The sequence below is a fragment of the Johannesbaptistia floridana genome (assembly GCF_057440575.1).
Map to the genome: position 1 here is coordinate 1 of NZ_JALKVM010000128.1, position 20322 is coordinate 20322.

The 20322-nt window shown below is 37.9% G+C and carries 13 protein-coding genes, 1 tRNA gene and 1 CRISPR repeat array; of the genes, 3 read left to right on the forward strand and 11 right to left on the reverse strand.

All coding sequences use genetic code 11. The annotated features are described in order from the left end of the window. Positions 1-514: 514 nt before the first annotated feature. The 6 genes from MW688_RS09010 to secA all read right to left on the reverse strand — a co-directional run bounded on the left by MW688_RS09010 (position 515) and on the right by secA (position 10158). Positions 515-1642 (reverse strand): hypothetical protein, encoded by a 1128-nt coding sequence (locus MW688_RS09010; protein ID WP_486735634.1) that lies wholly within the window; start codon positions 1640-1642, stop codon positions 515-517. A gap of 171 nt (positions 1643-1813) precedes the next feature. Further along, positions 1814-4256: a CRISPR direct-repeat array (repeat unit 37 nt; unit sequence GTTTCAATCCCTCATAGGGATTATAGTCGATTTTAAC). A gap of 264 nt (positions 4257-4520) precedes the next feature. Then, complete coding sequence (locus MW688_RS09015) at positions 4521-5285, reverse strand: SDR family NAD(P)-dependent oxidoreductase (protein WP_486735635.1); 765 nt, start codon at positions 5283-5285, stop codon at positions 4521-4523. Between the two features lie 5 nt (positions 5286-5290). Beyond that, the gene (locus tag MW688_RS09020) at positions 5291-5893 is read right to left on the reverse strand and encodes a nitroreductase family protein (protein WP_486735636.1); all 603 of its coding nucleotides are present in this window, start codon (positions 5891-5893) and stop codon (positions 5291-5293) included. 132 nt (positions 5894-6025) lie between these two features. Then, positions 6026-6098: transfer RNA gene (locus MW688_RS09025), tRNA-Arg, on the reverse strand. Between the two features lie 7 nt (positions 6099-6105). Then, the gene (gene map / locus MW688_RS09030; protein WP_486735637.1) at positions 6106-6960 is read right to left on the reverse strand and encodes a type I methionyl aminopeptidase; all 855 of its coding nucleotides are present in this window, start codon (positions 6958-6960) and stop codon (positions 6106-6108) included. 396 nt (positions 6961-7356) lie between these two features. Next, the gene (gene secA / locus MW688_RS09035; protein ID WP_486735638.1) at positions 7357-10158 is read right to left on the reverse strand and encodes a preprotein translocase subunit SecA; all 2802 of its coding nucleotides are present in this window, start codon (positions 10156-10158) and stop codon (positions 7357-7359) included. 152 nt (positions 10159-10310) lie between these two features. Between secA and MW688_RS09040 the strand changes: the two genes are divergently transcribed. After that, a complete protein-coding gene (locus MW688_RS09040; protein WP_486735639.1) occupies positions 10311-10754 on the forward strand; it encodes a hypothetical protein in 444 nt (147 codons plus the stop codon). 478 nt (positions 10755-11232) lie between these two features. On the opposite strand, the gene MW688_RS09045 is transcribed toward MW688_RS09040, so the two are convergent. After that, positions 11233-13293, reverse strand: a complete 2061-nt coding sequence (locus MW688_RS09045) for an AAA-type ATPase lid domain-containing protein (RefSeq protein ID WP_486735640.1) — start codon at positions 13291-13293, stop codon at positions 11233-11235. Between the two features lie 300 nt (positions 13294-13593). Between MW688_RS09045 and MW688_RS09050 the strand changes: the two genes are divergently transcribed. Continuing rightward, a complete protein-coding gene (locus MW688_RS09050) occupies positions 13594-13779 on the forward strand; it encodes an antitoxin (RefSeq protein ID WP_486735641.1) in 186 nt (61 codons plus the stop codon). A 29-nt stretch (positions 13780-13808) separates the two neighbouring features. Here MW688_RS09050 and MW688_RS09055 read toward each other — a convergent pair whose 3' ends face one another. The 4 genes from MW688_RS09055 to MW688_RS09070 all read right to left on the reverse strand — a co-directional run bounded on the left by MW688_RS09055 (position 13809) and on the right by MW688_RS09070 (position 19063). After that, positions 13809-14939 carry a CO2 hydration protein gene (locus MW688_RS09055; RefSeq protein ID WP_486735642.1) on the reverse strand — a complete coding sequence of 377 codons (1131 nt, stop codon included), beginning with the start codon at positions 14937-14939 and terminating at the stop codon, positions 13809-13811. A gap of 26 nt (positions 14940-14965) precedes the next feature. Further along, positions 14966-16450 carry an NADH-quinone oxidoreductase subunit M gene (locus tag MW688_RS09060; protein WP_486735643.1) on the reverse strand — a complete coding sequence of 495 codons (1485 nt, stop codon included), beginning with the start codon at positions 16448-16450 and terminating at the stop codon, positions 14966-14968. Between the two features lie 9 nt (positions 16451-16459). After that, positions 16460-18355, reverse strand: coding sequence for an NAD(P)H-quinone oxidoreductase subunit F (locus MW688_RS09065; protein WP_486735644.1), 1896 nt, complete (start codon positions 18353-18355; stop codon positions 16460-16462). Between the two features lie 246 nt (positions 18356-18601). After that, positions 18602-19063 (reverse strand): phosphate-starvation-inducible PsiE family protein, encoded by a 462-nt coding sequence (locus tag MW688_RS09070; RefSeq protein WP_486735645.1) that lies wholly within the window; start codon positions 19061-19063, stop codon positions 18602-18604. Positions 19064-19787: 724 nt separating this feature from the next. On the opposite strand from MW688_RS09070, the gene MW688_RS09075 reads away from it, so the two are divergent. After that, positions 19788-20322: rhomboid family intramembrane serine protease (locus tag MW688_RS09075; RefSeq protein WP_486735646.1), on the forward strand; the 535-nt coding region annotated here is incomplete at its 3' end.

Genomic DNA, 20322 nt, shown 5'->3' on the forward strand with positions numbered 1-20322 from the left:
ATTTTTAAGCGTTGAGCATTAATTCTTTAACTCATTACTTCAAAACTTCAAAACTCCAAAACTCCAAGACTCTAAAACTCCAAGACTCCTTACTTCAAAACTTCAAAACTTCAAAACTCCAAAACTCCAAGACTCCAAAACTCCAAGACTCCTTACTCATTACTTCAAAACTCATTACTTCAAAACTCATTATTCATCCACAAGTAACTTTGGGTAAAGATGCAAGATCTGAGCTCCTGACTAGCGGCGCGATCCCGAAGGGATCCGCGTAGCGGTACGCCACTAGCTCCATAAGAAATTAGCACTTTTGGGGATATCGGCGAAACGCTTATTGAGTAAGGATTGTAAAAAGTGCAAGTTAAGAGTAGTCGTCGGTTCGCCTTTCCTCCCCGCACTAAAGTTACGGGGATTCCAAGCTTTCAATTACTTCTGTTGAAATCTCTGGAATAGCATTTAAAAAGGAGGCCCACAGCGAATGCGGATTCCTTGGCGATCGCCGAAACTTACTACAAAACTAAAGTAATTTTTCGTAGATATGATAAGTTTTGTGTAATTTTGCTCCCGAGGCTTCCGTTAGTTTACGAGAGGCGAGATTATCCTGCCAAACCCAAGAAAGTTCGGCTTCTTGGTATTTTTTACCTGTTTTAGTTCCTTGCTGCATTAATAAATAAATTATACTGAGGGAAACCATTTTGCGACGATATTCTGGGAGAGAGAAAATGGTTGATACTCTAGCGCGATTGATTTGGCGGCGATACCATAATAATTTGATAATTCCTAACCAATCTAATTTACCATTTACATGTTTTAGAGCTAAATTATAATCTGGTAAAGCAAAGCAAAAACCCACCATCTGGTCTTTGTCTTCAGCGATAATAAAAATATCCGTATCTACCACGCTGCGTAAACTTTCTGCCTCTTCAAAAAACTCTTCCCTACTCCAAGGTGTATAACTCCAGCTTTGGGAGAATCCCTGGGTCATATATTGATAAATTTGCTCACAGTCTTTTTCCCAGCCTTCTTCTTTCAAATTAATTGAACGGAAAGTAATGCCGCTTTTACAACAGATTTGATAGGCTTTTTTAAACTGGGGAGGTAGTGATTGATTGAGGGGTAGTAAATAGGCATAAGCTTCTTTTACTTTAGTCCAGCCATGGCGTAGAATAAATTCTGGATAGTATGGAGGATTATAGGGCATCATCATTGTGGGAGGAGAATCAAAGCCACTGGCTAGAAACATACAACTATTGTGGGTAGATAAATTAATTGGTCCTCTAGCGATAACTATTTGGCGATCGCTCATCCACTTACAAGCTGCTTCTAGAAGTGCTTCAGCCACTTGATAATCATTTACACATTCAAAATATCCGAATATACCAACCTGCTTATTTTCTTTAGCGATTAACTTCTGGTTGATTGCTGCTACAATCCTTCCTAGTACTTCTTGTGATGTTTCGGAAATAGCTATAAACTTAGCAAATTCTCCATATTCTAAAAAAGAGCTATTTTCTCCTAACTCTTTCTTGATACTGCTATTTAATGGCTGCACCCAGTTAGTATCATTAGCGTATACCTTTTTCGGTACATTTAAAAAAGCTGACATTTCTTGGGAATTAGTTACAGACTTAATGTTAAACTTCATGCTTTTGTAACCTAATACGCATTTAAACTAAATATTATCAAATTAGCTAGAAAAACGGATAATTTTCCGCGATGGGAAAAAGAATCAATCATTACATTAAGTCAGTCGATTAAACTTGTAGTGGAAGTAGTCTCAACCAATTGGCTCGATGATTACCTTGTTAAGTTAGGAGTTTCAATCCCTCATAGGGATTATAGTCGATTTTAACTTTGTAATCGCGTTTGATCAAGACAAAAAATTCAAGTTTCAATCCCTCATAGGGATTATAGTCGATTTTAACTCGATAAAAGTTTTAAAAAAGCGATCGCCTAATTGTTTCAATCCCTCATAGGGATTATAGTCGATTTTAACCTAGCTCGGTTACTGCTATGAAGTAACCACAAAGTAGTTTCAATCCCTCATAGGGATTATAGTCGATTTTAACCCTTGTCGCCACCTCGTTAATCGTTTTGTTGTCTGTTTCAATCCCTCATAGGGATTATAGTCGATTTTAACAAGAAATTATTAAAATGAAAAATCTGAGGTTTTTAGTTTCAATCCCTCATAGGGATTATAGTCGATTTTAACAAATTTTCCCAGGCTAAATAGCGGTTTTGCGGGGTTTCAATCCCTCATAGGGATTATAGTCGATTTTAACCTCAGATGTTAAGCGATCGCGCTCAAACTATGTTTGTTTCAATCCCTCATAGGGATTATAGTCGATTTTAACTCTCCCGCCCCTATTTTTATAGCACCATAATACCCTGTTTCAATCCCTCATAGGGATTATAGTCGATTTTAACGCGATTTATGATCGCTTAAACTTTTTAATCAAAGTTTCAATCCCTCATAGGGATTATAGTCGATTTTAACTTTTCTCCATAACTGGTAATCTCCAATTTGCACATGTTTCAATCCCTCATAGGGATTATAGTCGATTTTAACTCTCATTTCTGAGAATAGCTCTAAATAGGAATCGGTTTCAATCCCTCATAGGGATTATAGTCGATTTTAACATTTCAAACAGCTCTAGATTATCTAGAAATTGCGTTAGTTTCAATCCCTCATAGGGATTATAGTCGATTTTAACTAGATCCAGATCGCTGGAAGTCCGACTGCTCTCTGTTTCAATCCCTCATAGGGATTATAGTCGATTTTAACATTGATGCTTCCAAATAATCTTCTCCTTCACTGGCGTTTCAATCCCTCATAGGGATTATAGTCGATTTTAACACTTTTTCTGTGGCTTCATTCCAGTGCTGATCTCTGTTTCAATCCCTCATAGGGATTATAGTCGATTTTAACCCTTATAAAATGTCAAGTACTCTTTAGGATTTCCTTGTTTCAATCCCTCATAGGGATTATAGTCGATTTTAACACAGTAAAGAGCAAGACTTTCAACGGTCTGGTCGGTTTCAATCCCTCATAGGGATTATAGTCGATTTTAACGCTATAGCTGAGTTACCTGATTCTGTAGTTAATTATTTAGTGTTTCAATCCCTCATAGGGATTATAGTCGATTTTAACGTTCCCCAGTATGATATTTCAGTTAAATCTAAGTTGTTTCAATCCCTCATAGGGATTATAGTCGATTTTAACGAAACAAGCAATGACTACTTTAAATAAAATCCAAATCCAAAGTTTCAATCCCTCATAGGGATTATAGTCGATTTTAACAATCTACAAGAAATTGCAGATACCGTTAAAGAAGAAAAGTTTCAATCCCTCATAGGGATTATAGTCGATTTTAACAAAACTAGTAGGTATATCAGAGAGAGTTAAGTTGTTTCAATCCCTCATAGGGATTATAGTCGATTTTAACCCTGTGGCGTGTACTGGTCTCAGTTTTAATGATGAAAATGGTTTCAATCCCTCATAGGGATTATAGTCGATTTTAACTCGCTTTTCAAGCAATTATTTGGGAACTGATATTTGTTTCAATCCCTCATAGGGATTATAGTCGATTTTAACAAGGAAAAGATAAAGATTCTTTGCTTCATCTCGTTAAGTTTCAATCCCTCATAGGGATTATAGTCGATTTTAACATTGCATTACAGCGATCGCATCGATAGTAGGAGGATTGTTTCAATCCCTCATAGGGATTATAGTCGATTTTAACAGCAACTTTAGAGAGAGTCTGGACTACTAGAAACGTTTCAATCCCTCATAGGGATTATAGTCGATTTTAACTTGACGGGATTAACTCAGAAGATACGGTTATTCGTTTCAATCCCTCATAGGGATTATAGTCGATTTTAACTCGCCGCATTGAATTAGTGGAAACCAGGCAAGGTTCCCAACAGCTGTTTCAATCCCTCATAGGGATTATAGTCGATTTTAACACTTCCTCACTACTGATGTTCAACCAACTCAGGTCGAGTTGTTTCAATCCCTCATAGGGATTATAGTCGATTTTAACAGGCTTTGGTATATTCTCCGGTTTTCAAGAGATATGTTTCAATCCCTCATAGGGATTATAGTCGATTTTAACCCCAAATACTGATCCTTTTAGCTCCTCTAGTTGGCAGTTTCAATCCCTCATAGGGATTATAGTCGATTTTAACTTCCTTTCGACGCTTTAGGTGTTGAACAGGCTCTGTTTCAATCCCTCATAGGGATTATAGTCGATTTTAACTGCGATCGCTTGGAAGCATGATATTATATAGTTTTCAAGGTTCGTTTGCGCCTAGGTCTTTAACTTACCTTTATCGCTTTTGTATATAATAACATAAAAATCTTAAAATGCCTACTGTATAAGGTGCGCCCAGGCTTCTAACTGCTGAATAATTTCAAACTTCCACAGAGAAAGAGTTTTAGGCTTTTTTTGTTCTAGCTCTGATTTTACACCTACCTGGGGGCGCAAAAATTACAAATTAATTGTTCAATTGCTAAGAGGAAACTACCAAGGCAAAGGTTGACCATCCCAGGAGAAAAACTTACCATTATCAGAGGCAGTGCGTTGGGCAATTACTTCTAATAACTGTTTAACGGTGCGCTCCACAGAAAAGAGTTTTTCTGGAGGCACATTTCGTTGAAATGGTTGAGAAAGCTGAGTATCTGTTGTACCTGGATGCAACATTAAAACTATAGTTTTAGGACTTTTGCGACTATATTCTATGGAGACTGTGCGCATAAACATATTTAAAGCTGCTTTTGAGGCGCGATAACCATACCATCCTCCTAAATTATTATCGCCAATGCTTCCTATTTTCGCAGATATCACGGCAAAAACGTTAGTTTTATTGTGTTTTAACAGGGGCAACAGGTGTTTAGCGAGGAGTATTGAACCAATACTATTAACTTCAAAATACTTAAGAAGGTTATCTTTGTTTATGTGCCTGAGGCTTTTTTCTGGTTGTAACTGAGAATCATGAAGAATACCAACACAATTAATTACTAGGTGCAACTCTTTGGTCTCGGCTTTGATTTTATCTATACCCGCGCTTATCTGAGACTCTTCGGTGATATCCATGGGGATAGAAGTCATACGGTTAAGGTTGTCTCTTTCTAGGGTGAAGAGTTCTGCTGCCGATGCTTGATTACGGTAGGTAGCGTATACTTTGGTGATTTCTGGCTGCTTTAGTAAATTTTTGACAAAACCAAGGCCAATTCCTTGGGTTGCCCCAATAATTAAAGCCTTGGTGTTAGGAGAAATTGCTGGCATTAATTTTAAAAAGTATCTTTGATCATTACTTGTGATAATTCTAACTGACCGGAGCGTGGCCGTGCTTCTTGAGCTGCTTTACCCACTACAATCATAAACCCGATCGCGTGCTCTTCTGGTAGCTTGATAATTTCTGCTACTTTTTCTGGGTCAAAACCAATCATGGGACAGGTATCATAGCCCATTGCTTTTGCGGTTAACATAATTGTCTGTCCGGCTATGCCACAGGATCTCATTACTTCGTCTCTCTGTAAAGATTCTTTCCCCTCGTAGAATTGACCAATCATGGGTACTATGGTTTCTCTCACTTTTTCTGGAGCATTACGCCAGTAGCGTTCTGGTTCTTTTGCCCATGATTTCATGTCGCCACATAAGAGAATTACTATAGATGCCTCGGTTACTTGGGCTTGATCCCATGCTGCTGCTCTCAGTTTTTGTTTGATTTCTGCGTCTTTAACAACTACAAAGCGCCAATTTTGAATGTTAAAGGAGGTTGGTGAGAGCATGGCGTAGCTAATTAGCTTTTCTATCTCTTCATCACTCATAGAGTGTTGAGGGTCGTAGTGTTTGACCGATCTTCTTTCTGTAATTGCTGTAAATAAGTCCATTTTATTGATTTTAATATTTCTTAACAATTAGCTTAACATAGAATTGATTAAGAAGTGTCAGGTTTTAGGTATTAGCTGAAACCTCAAATCAAGAGTTAATTTTACTTTTACGTAAGAGCGGTTATTAAATAACGAGCACGACAGGAATCGAACCTGTGACACCCAGAACCGGAATCTGGTGCTCTATCCCCTGAGCTACGTGCCCTTTTGATTTACATTATAGCAGTTTTTCCCGTTCTTTCAGTAAGAATTTCATAACCATTTTCAGTAACTAAAACAGTATGTTCAAACTGTGCCGAAAGGGAGTTATCTGCGGTAACTACTGTCCAGCGATCGCTCATAGTTTTAGTTAATTTAGAACCTGCATTAAGAATTGGTTCAATGGCTAAAGTCATACCCGGACGAAGTAGTACATTAGGTAGGTCATTAGTTCTAAAATTAAATACAGAGGGTTCTTCGTGAAGATTTCTCCCTACCCCATGGCCGGTAAATTGTTCCACTACACTATAACCTTCGCTTTTGACATAGTCTTCAATTGCTCCGGCGATATCTAGTAAACAATTACCTGGTTTTACTTGAGCGATACCTTTGTATAGGGCGGTTTCTGCGGCGGCCATTAATTTTCGTCCTTGTTTTGAAACTTTCCCTACAGCTATGGTTATACAAGAGTCTCCGTGGAAACCTTGGTAATAGGCGCCTGTATCCACCTTGAGTAAATCTCCTGCTTGAATCTTCTTACTAGCTTGTGGGATGCCGTGGACAACTTCGTGATTAATACAAGCACAAATAGAAGCGGGAAAGCCATAATAGCCTTTGAAGCTTGGAGTTGCTCCCATTTCTTTGATTCTTTGTTCTGCATAGGCATCTAAATCTGCTGTAGTCATGCCTGGTTTAACTAATTCAGAAATCTCTTGAAGTACTGTAGCAACAATTTTACTACTAGTTTGCATGATTTCGATTTCCGCGGCGGATTTAATTTCGATACCGCGGCGGCTTTTTTTCATCTTAGGTTTGCCATACTGTTGGCTTTGACGAGGGGGAAATAGGAGTTTAGTGAGAATATTCATAAGTAGGTTTTAGATTTGTTGGTTTTAGGTTTAATATCAAGTTCGGGTGAATACTTACGATAAAAATGAGGTGAGGCAAGAGAGGCAAGAGAGGCAAGAGAGGGAAGGAAGAAGGTATGAAGGTAGAACTTTATCATAACTAATTAAACGGACATGATATAATCTGTGAAAATGATTGAAGCAAGAAGTTATCGATCTTGAACGGTTTGACCAAAATCAATGGATTTGGTTGTCATCTGTTATCAATTAACTTTTAAATTTCCCCAAACTAAAATTTATAGATTAAGTAGTTAAATACATACCTGAGACAGCGGTTGTGGGGTAATTCGTTCCCTGAATTTTAAATCCAGGGAACGAATAATCTAACACCTAACACCTAACACCTAACACCTCTAATTAAGCGCTTTGGCGTTGGGCTTGGGGTTGAAATTTAAAGAGATTATAAACCACATTCCGACGAATATCGGTCATTAGCTCTAAAAACATACCAAATCCTTCTTGTTTATACTCAATCAAGGGGTTTTGCTGAGCGTAGCCTCGTAAACCGATTGAATCTCTCAAAGCATCCATTGCTTGTAAATGTTCTTTCCAGAGAGTATCTATCTGATTAAGAATAAAGAAGCGTTCTGCTTGTCGCATTAAACCTGGTTGGACTTGTTCTATTTCATTTTCTTTGATTTCGTAAGCTTTGCCAACCTCTTCATGCAAAAAGGTTTTTATTTCTGAAACCGTCATATCTTCTAAGTCTTTCGCCTCAATACCTTCTAACAGGTAAATAAACTCCTTGACTTTGGCTACCATATTTTCTAAATCCCATTCTTCTGGGGGTAATTCGGGATTTACATAGGCATCAACGATTTCGTCCATGGTTTTGGTGGCATATTGTAGAATTTGGTCTTGAACATCGAATCCTTCTAAGACGCGACGACGTTCAGCGTAAATAGCAGAACGCTGTTTATTCATCACTTCGTCGTATTCAAATACATTTTTACGCGCGTCGTAATAGAAAGTTTCTACTTTTTTCTGAGCCCCTTCTAGAGAACGGGTGAGCATTCCTGACTCAATAGGCATATCTTCTTCTACGCGGAAAGCATTCATTAAGCCTGCCACGCGATCTCCCCCAAAAATCCGTAATAAATTGTCTTCTAAACTGAGGAAAAAGCGTGTTGCCCCAGGATCTCCTTGTCTTCCTGCCCTACCGCGCAATTGGTTGTCAATTCGTCTTGATTCGTGACGTTCTGTGCCGATTACGTATAGTCCCCCTACACTAATTACCTCTTCTTGTTCTTTATCAGTAAAGTGTTCATATTCTTTGATAATTAACTTATAGACTTCCCGTAGTTTTTGAATTACAGGGTCTTGGGTTGGGGCTTTTTCAGCAGCGATCGCTATTTTTTCTTCAGCGGCCAATTCTGACATACTTTGATAGCCATAGGTTTCTTCAGCAAATTTTGCTGCTTCTTTGAGAGTTTGTTCAGTTTCTTGAGAAAGTTCTGTGGGGAATATCTCTGTAGAAGCCCGCCAACTCTTCATTTTCAATGTCGGGTCAAAACCTTTGCCTGGTTTGCGGGGAGTGGAGTTAGCTACTTTGTACCCTAATTTATCGTCTTCTGGTTTGACAATTCTGGGTAGCACATATTCTCTGATTTTCAGACGGGCCATATAATCAGCATTACCACCTAAGATTATATCTGTTCCTCGTCCTGCCATATTAGTAGCAATAGTTACGGCACCTTTTCTTCCGGCTTGGGCGACAATTTCTGATTCTTTTTCTACATTTTCTGGTTTAGCGTTGAGTAGTTTGTGAGGAATTTCATTTTGACTCAGTAATTTGGAGAGTAATTCTGATTTTTCTACACTAGTTGTTCCTACTAATACAGGACGACCTTTTTGGTGCATTTCTATACATTCTCCCGCCACGGCCTTCCATTTAGCTACTTCATTTTTATAAACTACGTCTGGTAAATCGTTACGTCGGGAAGGTAAATGTGTGGGGATAATCGTTACTTGTAGATTATATACTTTTTCAAATTCAGTTTCTTCAGTTTTAGCGGTTCCAGTCATTCCTGCTAATTTAGGATACAGGAGGAAAAAGTTTTGATAGGTAATTGTGGCTAGGGTTTGAGTTTCTTTTTGAATCTTTACCCTTTCTTTTGCTTCCACTGCTTGGTGTAAGCCATCACTCCAGCGTCTCCCTGGCAACACCCTCCCAGTAAATTCATCAACAATGACTATTTCCCCATCACGTACTAAATAGTTCACGTCTTTGGTAAATAGTTCTTTTGCTTTGATGGCATTGATTATATAGTGTGCCCAGGGATTTTCTTCGTCGTATAGGTCTGATACTCCCAGTAATTCTTCGGTTTTGGCGTAGCCTTCGTCCGTGATGAGAACGTTGCGGCCTTTTTCGTCTACTTCATAATCCCCCTCTTCTTCATCTGTTTCTTTGACGAGATGTTGAACTATTTCTGAGGCTTTCAGATATTTTTCTGTGGGACGTTCTACTTGTCCTGAGATAATCAATGGTGTTCTGGCTTCGTCTATTAGTACTGAGTCCACCTCGTCAATGATACAGTAGTTAAATGGTCTTTGTACCACTTCTTCTATTGCTGTGGCCATATTATCCCGAAGATAGTCAAAGCCTAACTCGCTGTTAGTGGTGTAGGTGATATCACAGCTATAATTTTTCCTTCTTTCTGGCGCACTCATTCCCCCTTGGATTAAGCCTACAGATAAGCCGAGGAAACGGTGAACTTGTCCCATCCATTCCGCGTCACGACGGGCTAGGTAATCGTTTACGGTTACTACGTGAACACCTTTGCCACCAATGGCGTTTAAATAGGCAGGCAGGGTAGATACTAGGGTTTTACCTTCTCCTGTTTTCATCTCGGCAATTTGTCCTTGGTGTAGAACAATTCCCCCAATTAACTGTACGTCATAGTGACGCATTCCTAAAACTCTGACTGCCGCTTCTCTGACTACGGCAAAGGCTTCTGGTAAAATTTCTGCTAGTCTTTCTTCTTCTTCGCGATCTCCTCTCGCTTTGTCTATATATTCTCTAAATTCTGCTGTTTTTCCTCTTAGTTGTTCATCGGATAGTTTTTTTATATCCTCCTCTAATAGATTAATTTCGGTGACTAGAGGTTTTATTTTCTTGATTTTCCGAGTATTTGGATCTCCTAGTAAAAATTTCAACATAGTTAATTATTCATGACTTTATTATGCTATTATGTATGATTTTACCAGAATTAGAGTTATTTGAGCTGAACGGTAATCGGTAGGTATTAACTCCTAACTTCTCAAACTTACCACACTTCCCCATCTCTTACTCAGTAAACTTGAAAAATTTTATGTCTCAGTCTATGCAGTCAATTTTAACTATTAATCAAGAGCAGTTTCGCTTTAATTTAACTCCAGAATTTTTAAAAAACATTAAACTTACTGAAGATTTAGAAGCTTACCTTGAGGTTGACTCTGCTTGTCAACAACAACTTATCAAGATTTTGTCTAATTCTGGTTGTTTGACTTTTTCTAGTTATTATCTCAATGAAGGTATTATACAAACAATTTTCTTTGATAATGGTCAAGTGATTCAAAAAATTTCTCAAGATTGTTTACCCTATCCAGAATTACTTAGAGACATTACCCGGATTCACTATCTATTAGTTGATCGTATTTTATTGGTTAAGCTGGAGAAAAGAAGGAGTAAGTTTCGTTTGTCTTGGCAAATACTCCTAATTATGGCAATCTTACTCTTGGCGATCGCTCTTCTTTTTTATCTAGTTATTGGTTGATATATTTTAAAACTATGAAACCCATTACTAGCCTACCTTTTATAGCAAGCTCGCCAATAGATGTTGACAAAAATGATGAAAAGCCCCCCTTAGTAAGGGCAGGGCTGTTTCGTTCTTGACAAAGAAAATGGTGAGGAGGAGCAGGGAGCAGGGAGCAGGGAGCAGGGAGCAGGGAGCAGGGAGCAGGGAGAAGGGATTTTTTGCTAATAATAAATCACCTTTTTTCTAATAATAGCTAAAAAGAGCGTCAACTTTTGTGGTGTCTAGCTTCTAGCTTACGAAAAATTTTAGAACGAAACAGCCCTGCCTTAGTAAGGGGGGAAGGGGGGAAAAGTTAGTGATAAATGTTGTTAACACCACTGCGGTCACTGCTATAACTTGCACTTTTTACAATCCTTACTTAATAAGCGTTTCGCCTATCTCCCCCAAAGTGCTAATTTCTTATGGAGCTAAAGGCGATCGCCCACAACTTCAAAAACTACAAAATCAAGTTCAAGAAAATAAGATTAAACCCAACCATCAACAATAAATGTGGCAGTAAACCCATCAAAGGTCGCTTGGTGATTTTTACTAGAGGATAGATACTCAAAAGTAATATCAAGACCAGAGTCACCTCTTGAACAAAAGTGGCAACTTCTAAATTCCAGGTTAGGGAGGGTAAACTTGCGCCACTGAGTCCAAAAGTACGAGCCATAACTGGTAAGATATTCCCCGCTTCAGTAATGACAGATGAGATATAGTAAACTAGATTGAAACCCAGAGTCATAGGTAAGTAAGCATAAATTACTGTGAGATAATCTGGCATCTCCCTATCGATTTGCTTAGTTAATCTATGAGTTAAATAAGTTGCCACAAAAGGAATAATTAATAACACAGAAATCAACGGCACTGCTACTAATAAATGTTGAGAATCAAGAGTAATATCTCTTACACCAAACCACCCCAGAAATTTATCCGAGTAGTGCATAAATACACCACCAAACAGGAGTAGTAATAGGGCAACTTCGGCCCAAAAAGGTTGGTGAGACTCCCATAAATCACTACCAGGAAAACGTAAGTTAAGTTGTATCGAACGATTAGGACAACCTTTGACACAACCCATACACAAAACACAATCTCGATTATCCATCAGCTTTGAAGGAATAGAGTGGAGGGGACAAGCATCGATAGCTTGGCCTTCGTTGGGTAAAGCTTCAACAAATGTAACCGGACTAACATCACTGCCTTGGCGACAAGCGAATACATCGCATTGAGTGCCGCATACTTGTTCACTAGCGCGTAATTCAGTCATTGATAATTTAGCGAACATGCCATTCATAGCACCAATAGGACATAGATATCGGCACCAGAGGCGGCGTTCGTAGATAAGACTACAAATCACCGCTCCCCCTGTAATAAGTAGTAACAACGAGGCAGAAAGATAAGCAGTATGGGGTAAATCCCACAGTTTTTCCCATAAGTAAATAGCTAAAAAGCCTATCCACATTAACCAAGCACCCCATTTATTTAGCCATTTAGTTGGCCAAGATAGTAATTCACGAGGCCAAATCCACAGAGATAGTTTTCTTATCCATTCTCCCGTCACCATAAAGGGACAGATTGAACACCAGATACGACCGACGAAGGGAAAAAGTAGGAGGGAAAAACTCCACCACCAAGCCCAAAGAAAATTGAGAATCATACTCTCAGAAGGGTTTTGAGGACCGAGAAAGCCTGTGATGGTCACAGGAATAAAAACTGCCATGACTAGAAGCCATACACCCTGTGGCCACCATTTACTGAGGAAGAATTTACGCAGCCAAGGTAGTTGATTGAGTAAATCTATTCGATAAGCATTTTTTTTAGACTCCACATACCAAAGCAATTTTTCAGGAATCACTAACTCTTCTTTTGGTGTCATCCAAACCATCCGTTTGATGATGTCTTCTAATTCAGCTATGTTTCTTGGGTAATTGTAGCTAATTAATCTACGGAGGACTGCTTGGTTAATTTTCAGTATATTTCTGCCTGTTTCTTGACAATATTTTTCGAGAAAATAAGCGGCAAAATTAGGAATATCTGCCCTTCTTTGAGTTAGAGGTAACAGTTTAAGATTATGGATCTCAATATCAGCTAGTTTAATTTTTTCTGGACTAGCTAAAATCAAACGTACCCCAGAATTAGGGGATAAAAATTGCCAAGGGGTATTATTGGTGGAGAGCAATTTTTCTCCATTCTCTAAATATTCAGTTATTTTTATATATACTTGTTCGCTTAACAAATGAGCATTATCAAGTAACAATGTGCCCTGATCTGATATGGGAATTAAACCAAGGTTATCGACCATACCTTCTTGGTTACGAGGTAATTTAGCACAATCAATTTCTACAAACATCCCTGGTTTTAACGAGGAATGGTTATGAATTAATTTAGAGATAAATGTTTTGCCAGTGCCTGATGAAGCTTTGATGGCAACTGGTTTTAAATCAGCGATAATTTGACTAATTTGCTGGGGGAGTTTTTTACTGGTTTTGCTCTCAGCTATAATTGAATTAAACATTATTTTGCCTCAATCTTTTTTAGGTTATTAAAACTATATATTGATCATCTCGTCTCCTTTTCAAAACCTTTAATATCTAGTATATAGCCTTTTTTAGGCTATTTTTGTGCTTTGTCAAATATCAACTATATTCCCTATTCCAGGGATTGCCTATTGCAAGCTTGCCTATTCCCTAAAAACGATAACTTATGTGTCCTAACTAACCTTCCTTTGCTATAGTAGATATAGCTGTATATATATTGGAGAGGTGCTATGGAACAACCAACCGCTAAAATTTTTCAAACGGGAGGTAGTTAAGCGGTGCGTTTACCTAAAGAGTTTCGCGTCGATGCTGAGGAAGTCTTCATTGCTCGTGAAGGTGATAAAATTATTCTCTCACCTAAACCTCTTTCGTGGAAAACGTATTTTTTGCAACCTTCTGTAGTACCGGATGCCTTTCTCGAAGATAGAGAAGATAATTTGCCTCAAGAGAGAGAATTATTTTAAAATTCACTTTAGATACAAAAGCAGCTTACTCATGTATTAACTTCTAAAAGACGAGAAGTAGTAAAGCGATTAAGCCAACCTTTGAGATAAGCCCGATTTTCTGCTTGTTGAGTTACATCTTTAGTATTTAAAGGATAAGGGGCTAAACCTTGAATAGCGGCAGTAGTAACACAAAACATCGACTTTTGGAAGCTTTCACAAATTTGAACTAATAAATCATCTTCTTGACGTAAAGTTTCACGATAAAACTTATGTAAATAATCAGGGAGATAATGACTCATATCCTGCATTAGCAAAGTAGGAGGAATACCAGCGCTACCTACAGGCAGAGGATCCGCGTATAAAGCGCCATAAGTAAATAAATTCTGCTCCCTAGGAATTTGATAAGCTTGAGCATTATAGGAAACAGTACCCATAAAAGGTGTTCCCCGAAAAAAGACAGCCTCTACATAGGGCACAGCCGTATCCATCAAAAAGGTTAAACCAACTTCTGGGGGAATAATTGGATATATTTGGTGTTTAATTTGAACTTGGTAAGTAATTGGTTTATTGGCATTAGTGACTAAACCATCTAAAATATGAGCGACTACATCGGGAATTGTTTTGATTTCACCAGCCTCATAGCGATCGCTCAAACTCAAGAAAGTATCACTCATAACGCGCCAAAACTGACCTAAACCACTATAGTAAGACATTTGCCGCATTTGTTCGGGCATAAACTCTCTAAATACCTGATTAACTCCTAGCCATAACCAGTTACCTTTGAATTTAGCTTGAATTACCTTATCTACTCTCTTTTTAAACTCTGGGGAATCGACATACTCATCCAAACCACCTCCCCCATGCCATAACATTACCTTCATACAATACTCGGCATATTCATAGTTAATTCGTTTATGCCGCCAGTGATTGAGCAATTTTGATAGGGAAATTTCCCCATTAAAATATTTAAAGAAGGGAAAAAAGACTAAAAATTGGTGATTAGCTATATAACAAAGGTTAACTGAATAGGCATCTAAAACCACACCGTAACTTTTGAGAATGCCAACCACTTCTAAAACATTAGCTGGTGAGTCTTCTAATAAAGCCAATCCCGACTCTAACCTTTTTATATACTCTTCTAAGGGATGTTTATTAGTTTTGGGGTTAAGAGTAACCATCTGTAGATATCTCCAAAATAATTTTCTTAAAATTTGTGAGCGACTTGGGAATCTGACATAATCAAAGTATTAACTTGGGCTTCACTCCAACGCACCATCCAACTTGGCTGAATACCCAAAATAAAGATAAATAAAATCAGCAGGAAATTAGGCAAATGATGGGTAATAGGAATCCGAGGCATTGGCGCTAAACTTGCCGAAAGTCTCCCGAAAAACACATTATTAACTACTAGTAAGAAGTAAACAGCCGTTAAACCAGTGCCTACCATACATAACAATGTAGCAACTGGAAAAATCGGAAAACTACCCCGAAAAACCAGAAATTCAGCAATAAAGCCAATCATTCCGGGAATTCCCGCACTAGCCATTACTCCTAAAATCATCAGACTACCAGTTATCGGTAAACCTCGTTGGGGATTGAGTAATCCACACAGAGATTCTACATCCCTAGTGCCCGTAGCTTCGTAAACTATTCCTACTAACATAAATAGTAAAGAGGAAATTAAGCCGTGACTAATCATTTGAAAAATAGCCGCGTTAAGACTCAAAGGAGTAGTAGCCGCTGCCGCCAGTAAGATATAAGCCATGTGGGCGATGGAGGAATAGGCGACAACTTTTTTCATGTCTTGTTGGGCGATCGCACAGCAAGCACCATATAAAGCACTAATTGCGGCAATAATGGCTAAAGTTGGTGCTAAATACACCCAAGCTTCTAGAAATAAGCCTACACCGAAGCGCAACAAACCGTAGGTCCCTAGTTTCAATAATACTCCTGCCAATAAAACTGAGATTGGCGTGGAGGCTTCCACGTGGGCATCTGGTAGCCAAGTATGAAAGGGGAAAATAGGTATTTTAATTCCTAAACCTATTAATAGAGGAATTAGTAATAGTATTTGAGTATCCCTTGGCAGTATTGCTTCAGAAGTACGTACAGCTTCATAATCAAAGCTATTAGCGCCACTCAACCATACTAATCCCAAAAACGAAATTAAAACGCAAAAACCTGAAGCTGCTGTATACAGTAAAAACTTCATCCCGGCATAACCGCGACGTTTTCCTCCCCAAATCACAATCAAAAAGTAAAGAGGAATAATTTCTAACTCATAAAACAGGAAAAATAGCAATAAATCCTGAGCTAAAAATGCTCCCGTGACACCAGCATTGAGTAAAAAAATCATTGAATAGTATAATTTTGGTCTTTTTAACTCTTTACTGGTAATAAATATGGCAATGGGAGTTAGTAAACTATTGAGGAATATCAATGGTAGAGATAAGCCATCGATTCCCAAATGGTAACTTAACCCCAAAGATTGAATCCAACTAAAAGACTCCTCAAATTGTATGGTTGATATTTGAGGTTTAAATAAAATAGCGATCGCCATTGTGAGAGCTAAAATTAACCCGCCAAAACCTAAAGCAACAAGACGATAACTTGCTGATGATTGGCTTTTTGGCCAACAAACTAGGGTAATTGCTGCTATCAGGGGCAGTAACAATAAAATACTGAGCATCTTCTCTAATTATATTAATGAATTCCAATAGGTGAGCAATATTGACCATTGACTACTCAAAATCAAACCCAACAGTAAACTAACTCCGATCACAATTGTTAGTATATAAAATTGGGATTGGCCCGTGGTGTTATACTTGAGACTATTTCCACTGAATATTGTGGCTAAACTCACCAAATTTACCAATCCATCCACTACATAACGATCAAACCAAGCAGTTATTTTAGCTAAGTTAGCCACAAACCAAACTACTGTCCAATTATATATATAGCCAATATAAAAATCGTAGGAAAACAAGTCCTGGAAAAAGCGTAAAACTAGTTGAGTTGAGCGCGAAAACATTCGATTGACTTTAATTGTGGCGCCAATTGTACAACCAAGCAACCCCGAAGCTAACAGTAAGGGTATTCTCCAATCTACCACCCATTGATTTTCTACCTCCAACATCGGTGAAGTAGCACTTAACCAAAGGCCCCAAGACTGAGGTAAACTGGGAGTAAACAGGGTAATAATTGTTAAAGTTACCATTGGTAAAGCAACTGGCCAAATCACTTCCGGGGTGCGGCGCGTTTTTCTTTGGGGTTTTCCTAAGAAAACCAGACGAAACACTCTAGTCAGATTAATTGCCGACATAGTATTGGCAAATAATAGTATACCCACTAACCACAAAGGCACGTGCCAACTCCCATCTAACCAGCGATACATTGACCAAAAAGTTCCCATTGGTAATAGGGCAATTAAACTACTAGCGCCTACAACAAAGGCTGAGGTAGTCGCGGGCATTCTTGACCACAATCCCCCCATTTCCGTGATATTTTGACCGTGAGTCGTTAAAATCACCGCTCCAATACTCATAAATAATAAAGCTTTGGCAATTGCGTGGGTAAACAGCACCAACAGAGCAATATCTACTTGTCCCAATCCTACCGCAATAAATACTAAACCTAAATAGGCACTGGTAGAATGAGATAGAGTTCTCTTGATGTCTATTTGAGCTATAGCCATCAATGATGTGCCGATGGTTGTAGTTGCACCAATAATAATCAAAGCCGTTGAGGATACTGGCGAGAGAGTAAATACTGGTTGTAACTTTATTAAGACATAAGCTCCGGCACAGACCACAATTGAATTACGCATGATTCCCGCTGGATTTGGTCCCTCCATCGCCTCATCCAACCAAAGATTCAGGGGAAATTGAGCACATTTACCTGTAGGACCTGCAATCAAGGATAAACCTAGTAAAGTTGCTGCTAATGGCGGTAAGGGAGATTTACTAGCCCATTCTCCTAAATCACTGAAGCTTAATCCCTCTCCATAACTAGATAATGCTACTAAACCCATTAATAAAATAATATCTCCTACCCTTTTAGTTAGGAAAGCATCTCTAGCGGCAGTTACTACCAGAGGTTGGGCATACCAAAAACCTACTAACAAATAAGTAGATAGAGTTAAACCTTCTAGTAAAGCATAACTGAGAAACAATGAATCGCTTATGGCTATTCCCGATAAAGATGCTTCAAAAAAGCCCATCAAACCATAAAAACGAGCTATTGACCAATCTTTTTCCATATACCCTAGGGCATAAATTTGGGCCAGAAGACTAATACCAGCCACTAACTCCATCCCCGCCAAACTCACGGGAGAAATATCTACTGCTAGATATAAATCTAAATCAGCCACTTGTAGCCAGTGAAAACCTAGTTGCCTAGCTGGTTCTTCCCATATATCTATGAAAGCCAGAGAACCATGTAAAAAGGCAATGGCCGTCATAATTATGCTTATATAAGCCGCAGGTCTCGGACCAGTTTTGCGAATAATTCCCGTAGACCAGGGTAAGGTTGCTATTGCCCCTATTACCCCATATATCGGTACTATCCAACTACTTTCTATAATCAAATCGCTCATTATTTACTCTCTACTCAATCGGTTTAACTGATTAAGCCATACAATTACTATCTTATTTATTTAAAGCAATTTCTTCTTTTTTAGCAAGAATCTGCTACTATTTAAGGTTTTCGTTGTCTTCTTTATGTTTCCTGCTCTGTTTACCATTTTAAACAGCGCAAAAAACATCATATATTTTTCATATTTTAGCTTACTGTAGATTTTTCTCCAAATGTTTTAAAAATATTTAACAACAATTTTTTAAAATTAGTTTTTATGTTTGGTATTTACATATCGGACTAACCCATAACTGGCAGAAAGTGCTAGAGTTGCAAATCCTAATGCTATCAAATTTACTTTATCGTATTGTTTGGGATCAAAAATGATAATTTTTCTAGCCACAGCAATTAACGCTGTAGTCAAAACTAACTCTAGTTGAACAATATGTTTTCGTAAATAGGCGGTAATATTTTCTAATAATTCTAAAGCTATGAGAATATTTAAAAATAAACCAAAAATTTCTAGCAATGTTTTATCAAAAAATCCCACAGGTTCTGTGGTAAAAATATCCCTAGATAAAACTCTAACTAAATCAATTAAAGAAACAAAAATTACCACAATTAGAGCGGTTGAAAGAACTTTAGAAACTATATTCTCTGTCAAGTGAATAATTTTCAGAAAATTTCTGTCTCTAAAAAATAAAAAGCAATTACTAAAAAATTTCTTCATAAACTAATTAATCAAAAACAGTAACTAATAGAACAAGTCAAAGGAATTCGGAATTCGGAAATACATAAGCCTCAAGTCTTATGAACAGAAATAAGGAGTATAGTTTTTGCTTTCACTTCCTCAACTCATATCTTGCACCAGAACTTATGTACTAAATTAACCTCAGAAAAAGTTCATTTCTCTTTAGCCTATATCTTGCAAAGGTATACCAATTTTTAAGCGTTGAGCATCAGTTCTTTAACTCATTACTTCAAAACTCATTACTTCAAAACTCATTACTCAACCACAACCAGTAACATTAGGTAAAGATGCAAGATCTGAGTCAAGGAAGTGGGCTTGTAACCTTATTTTTTTGGTGCCACCCCGCGCCGGGATCTGCCCCTAGGGAAAGCGCACCAGTTCATAAAACCTGTGAGATTAGAGATTAAACTCGGTGTCCCCCCAAATAAAAAAGCAACGAATCCCCGGAAAACCTTGCAGTGAAGACCAGAAATAACCCCAATGGCTTTAGCCATTGCTAATGCTACAATAGCTGCTATTAATCCCCCCAAAGAAATCACCTCGGAGATTTTTTAAGTTGATGCTGTTGATGCTATTGATAAGTAACATTATTTAAAAATGAGTATAATTTAAACAATGTTAACATGAATGGTCAAAATAAAGAAAAATTCATAAATCTTTGTTTTTCTCTTCGTTAACCAGGTAATACTAGTAAAAAAAAATTATGGTTCCCATTAATGACGAAAATCCCACTAAAATTACCCCCTATCTCACCTATCTTTTAATTATTATCAATGTAGCTGTATTTGTTTACCAAATATCTCTCACAGAGTTAGAATTAACTCGCTTTTTTCAAGATTATGCTGTTGTGCCTAGGCAACTAACAGAAAGTTTTGGGGGAATTGTAGTCGGTGATAAGATACCAGAACCATTAACACTGATTACCTCTCAGTTTCTTCACGGCGGGTTACTACATATTGCATTCAATATGCTCTATATATGGATTTTTGGTAACAATATTGAAGAAGAATTGGGAAGAACTAAGTTTTTATTCTTTTATTTAGTTTGTGGCGCCTTAGCTGCTTTGACTCAATGGTTTTTTTCAGCTCAATCGACAATTCCTAGTTTGGGTGCTAGTGGGGCGATTGCCGGAGTTATGGGAGCTTATATTCTTAAATTTCCTCAGGCAATTATTGTTACCATTTTACCGCTTCTAAAAATCTACTCAAATTTACTCAAACAGCAAAATAAGACAGAAA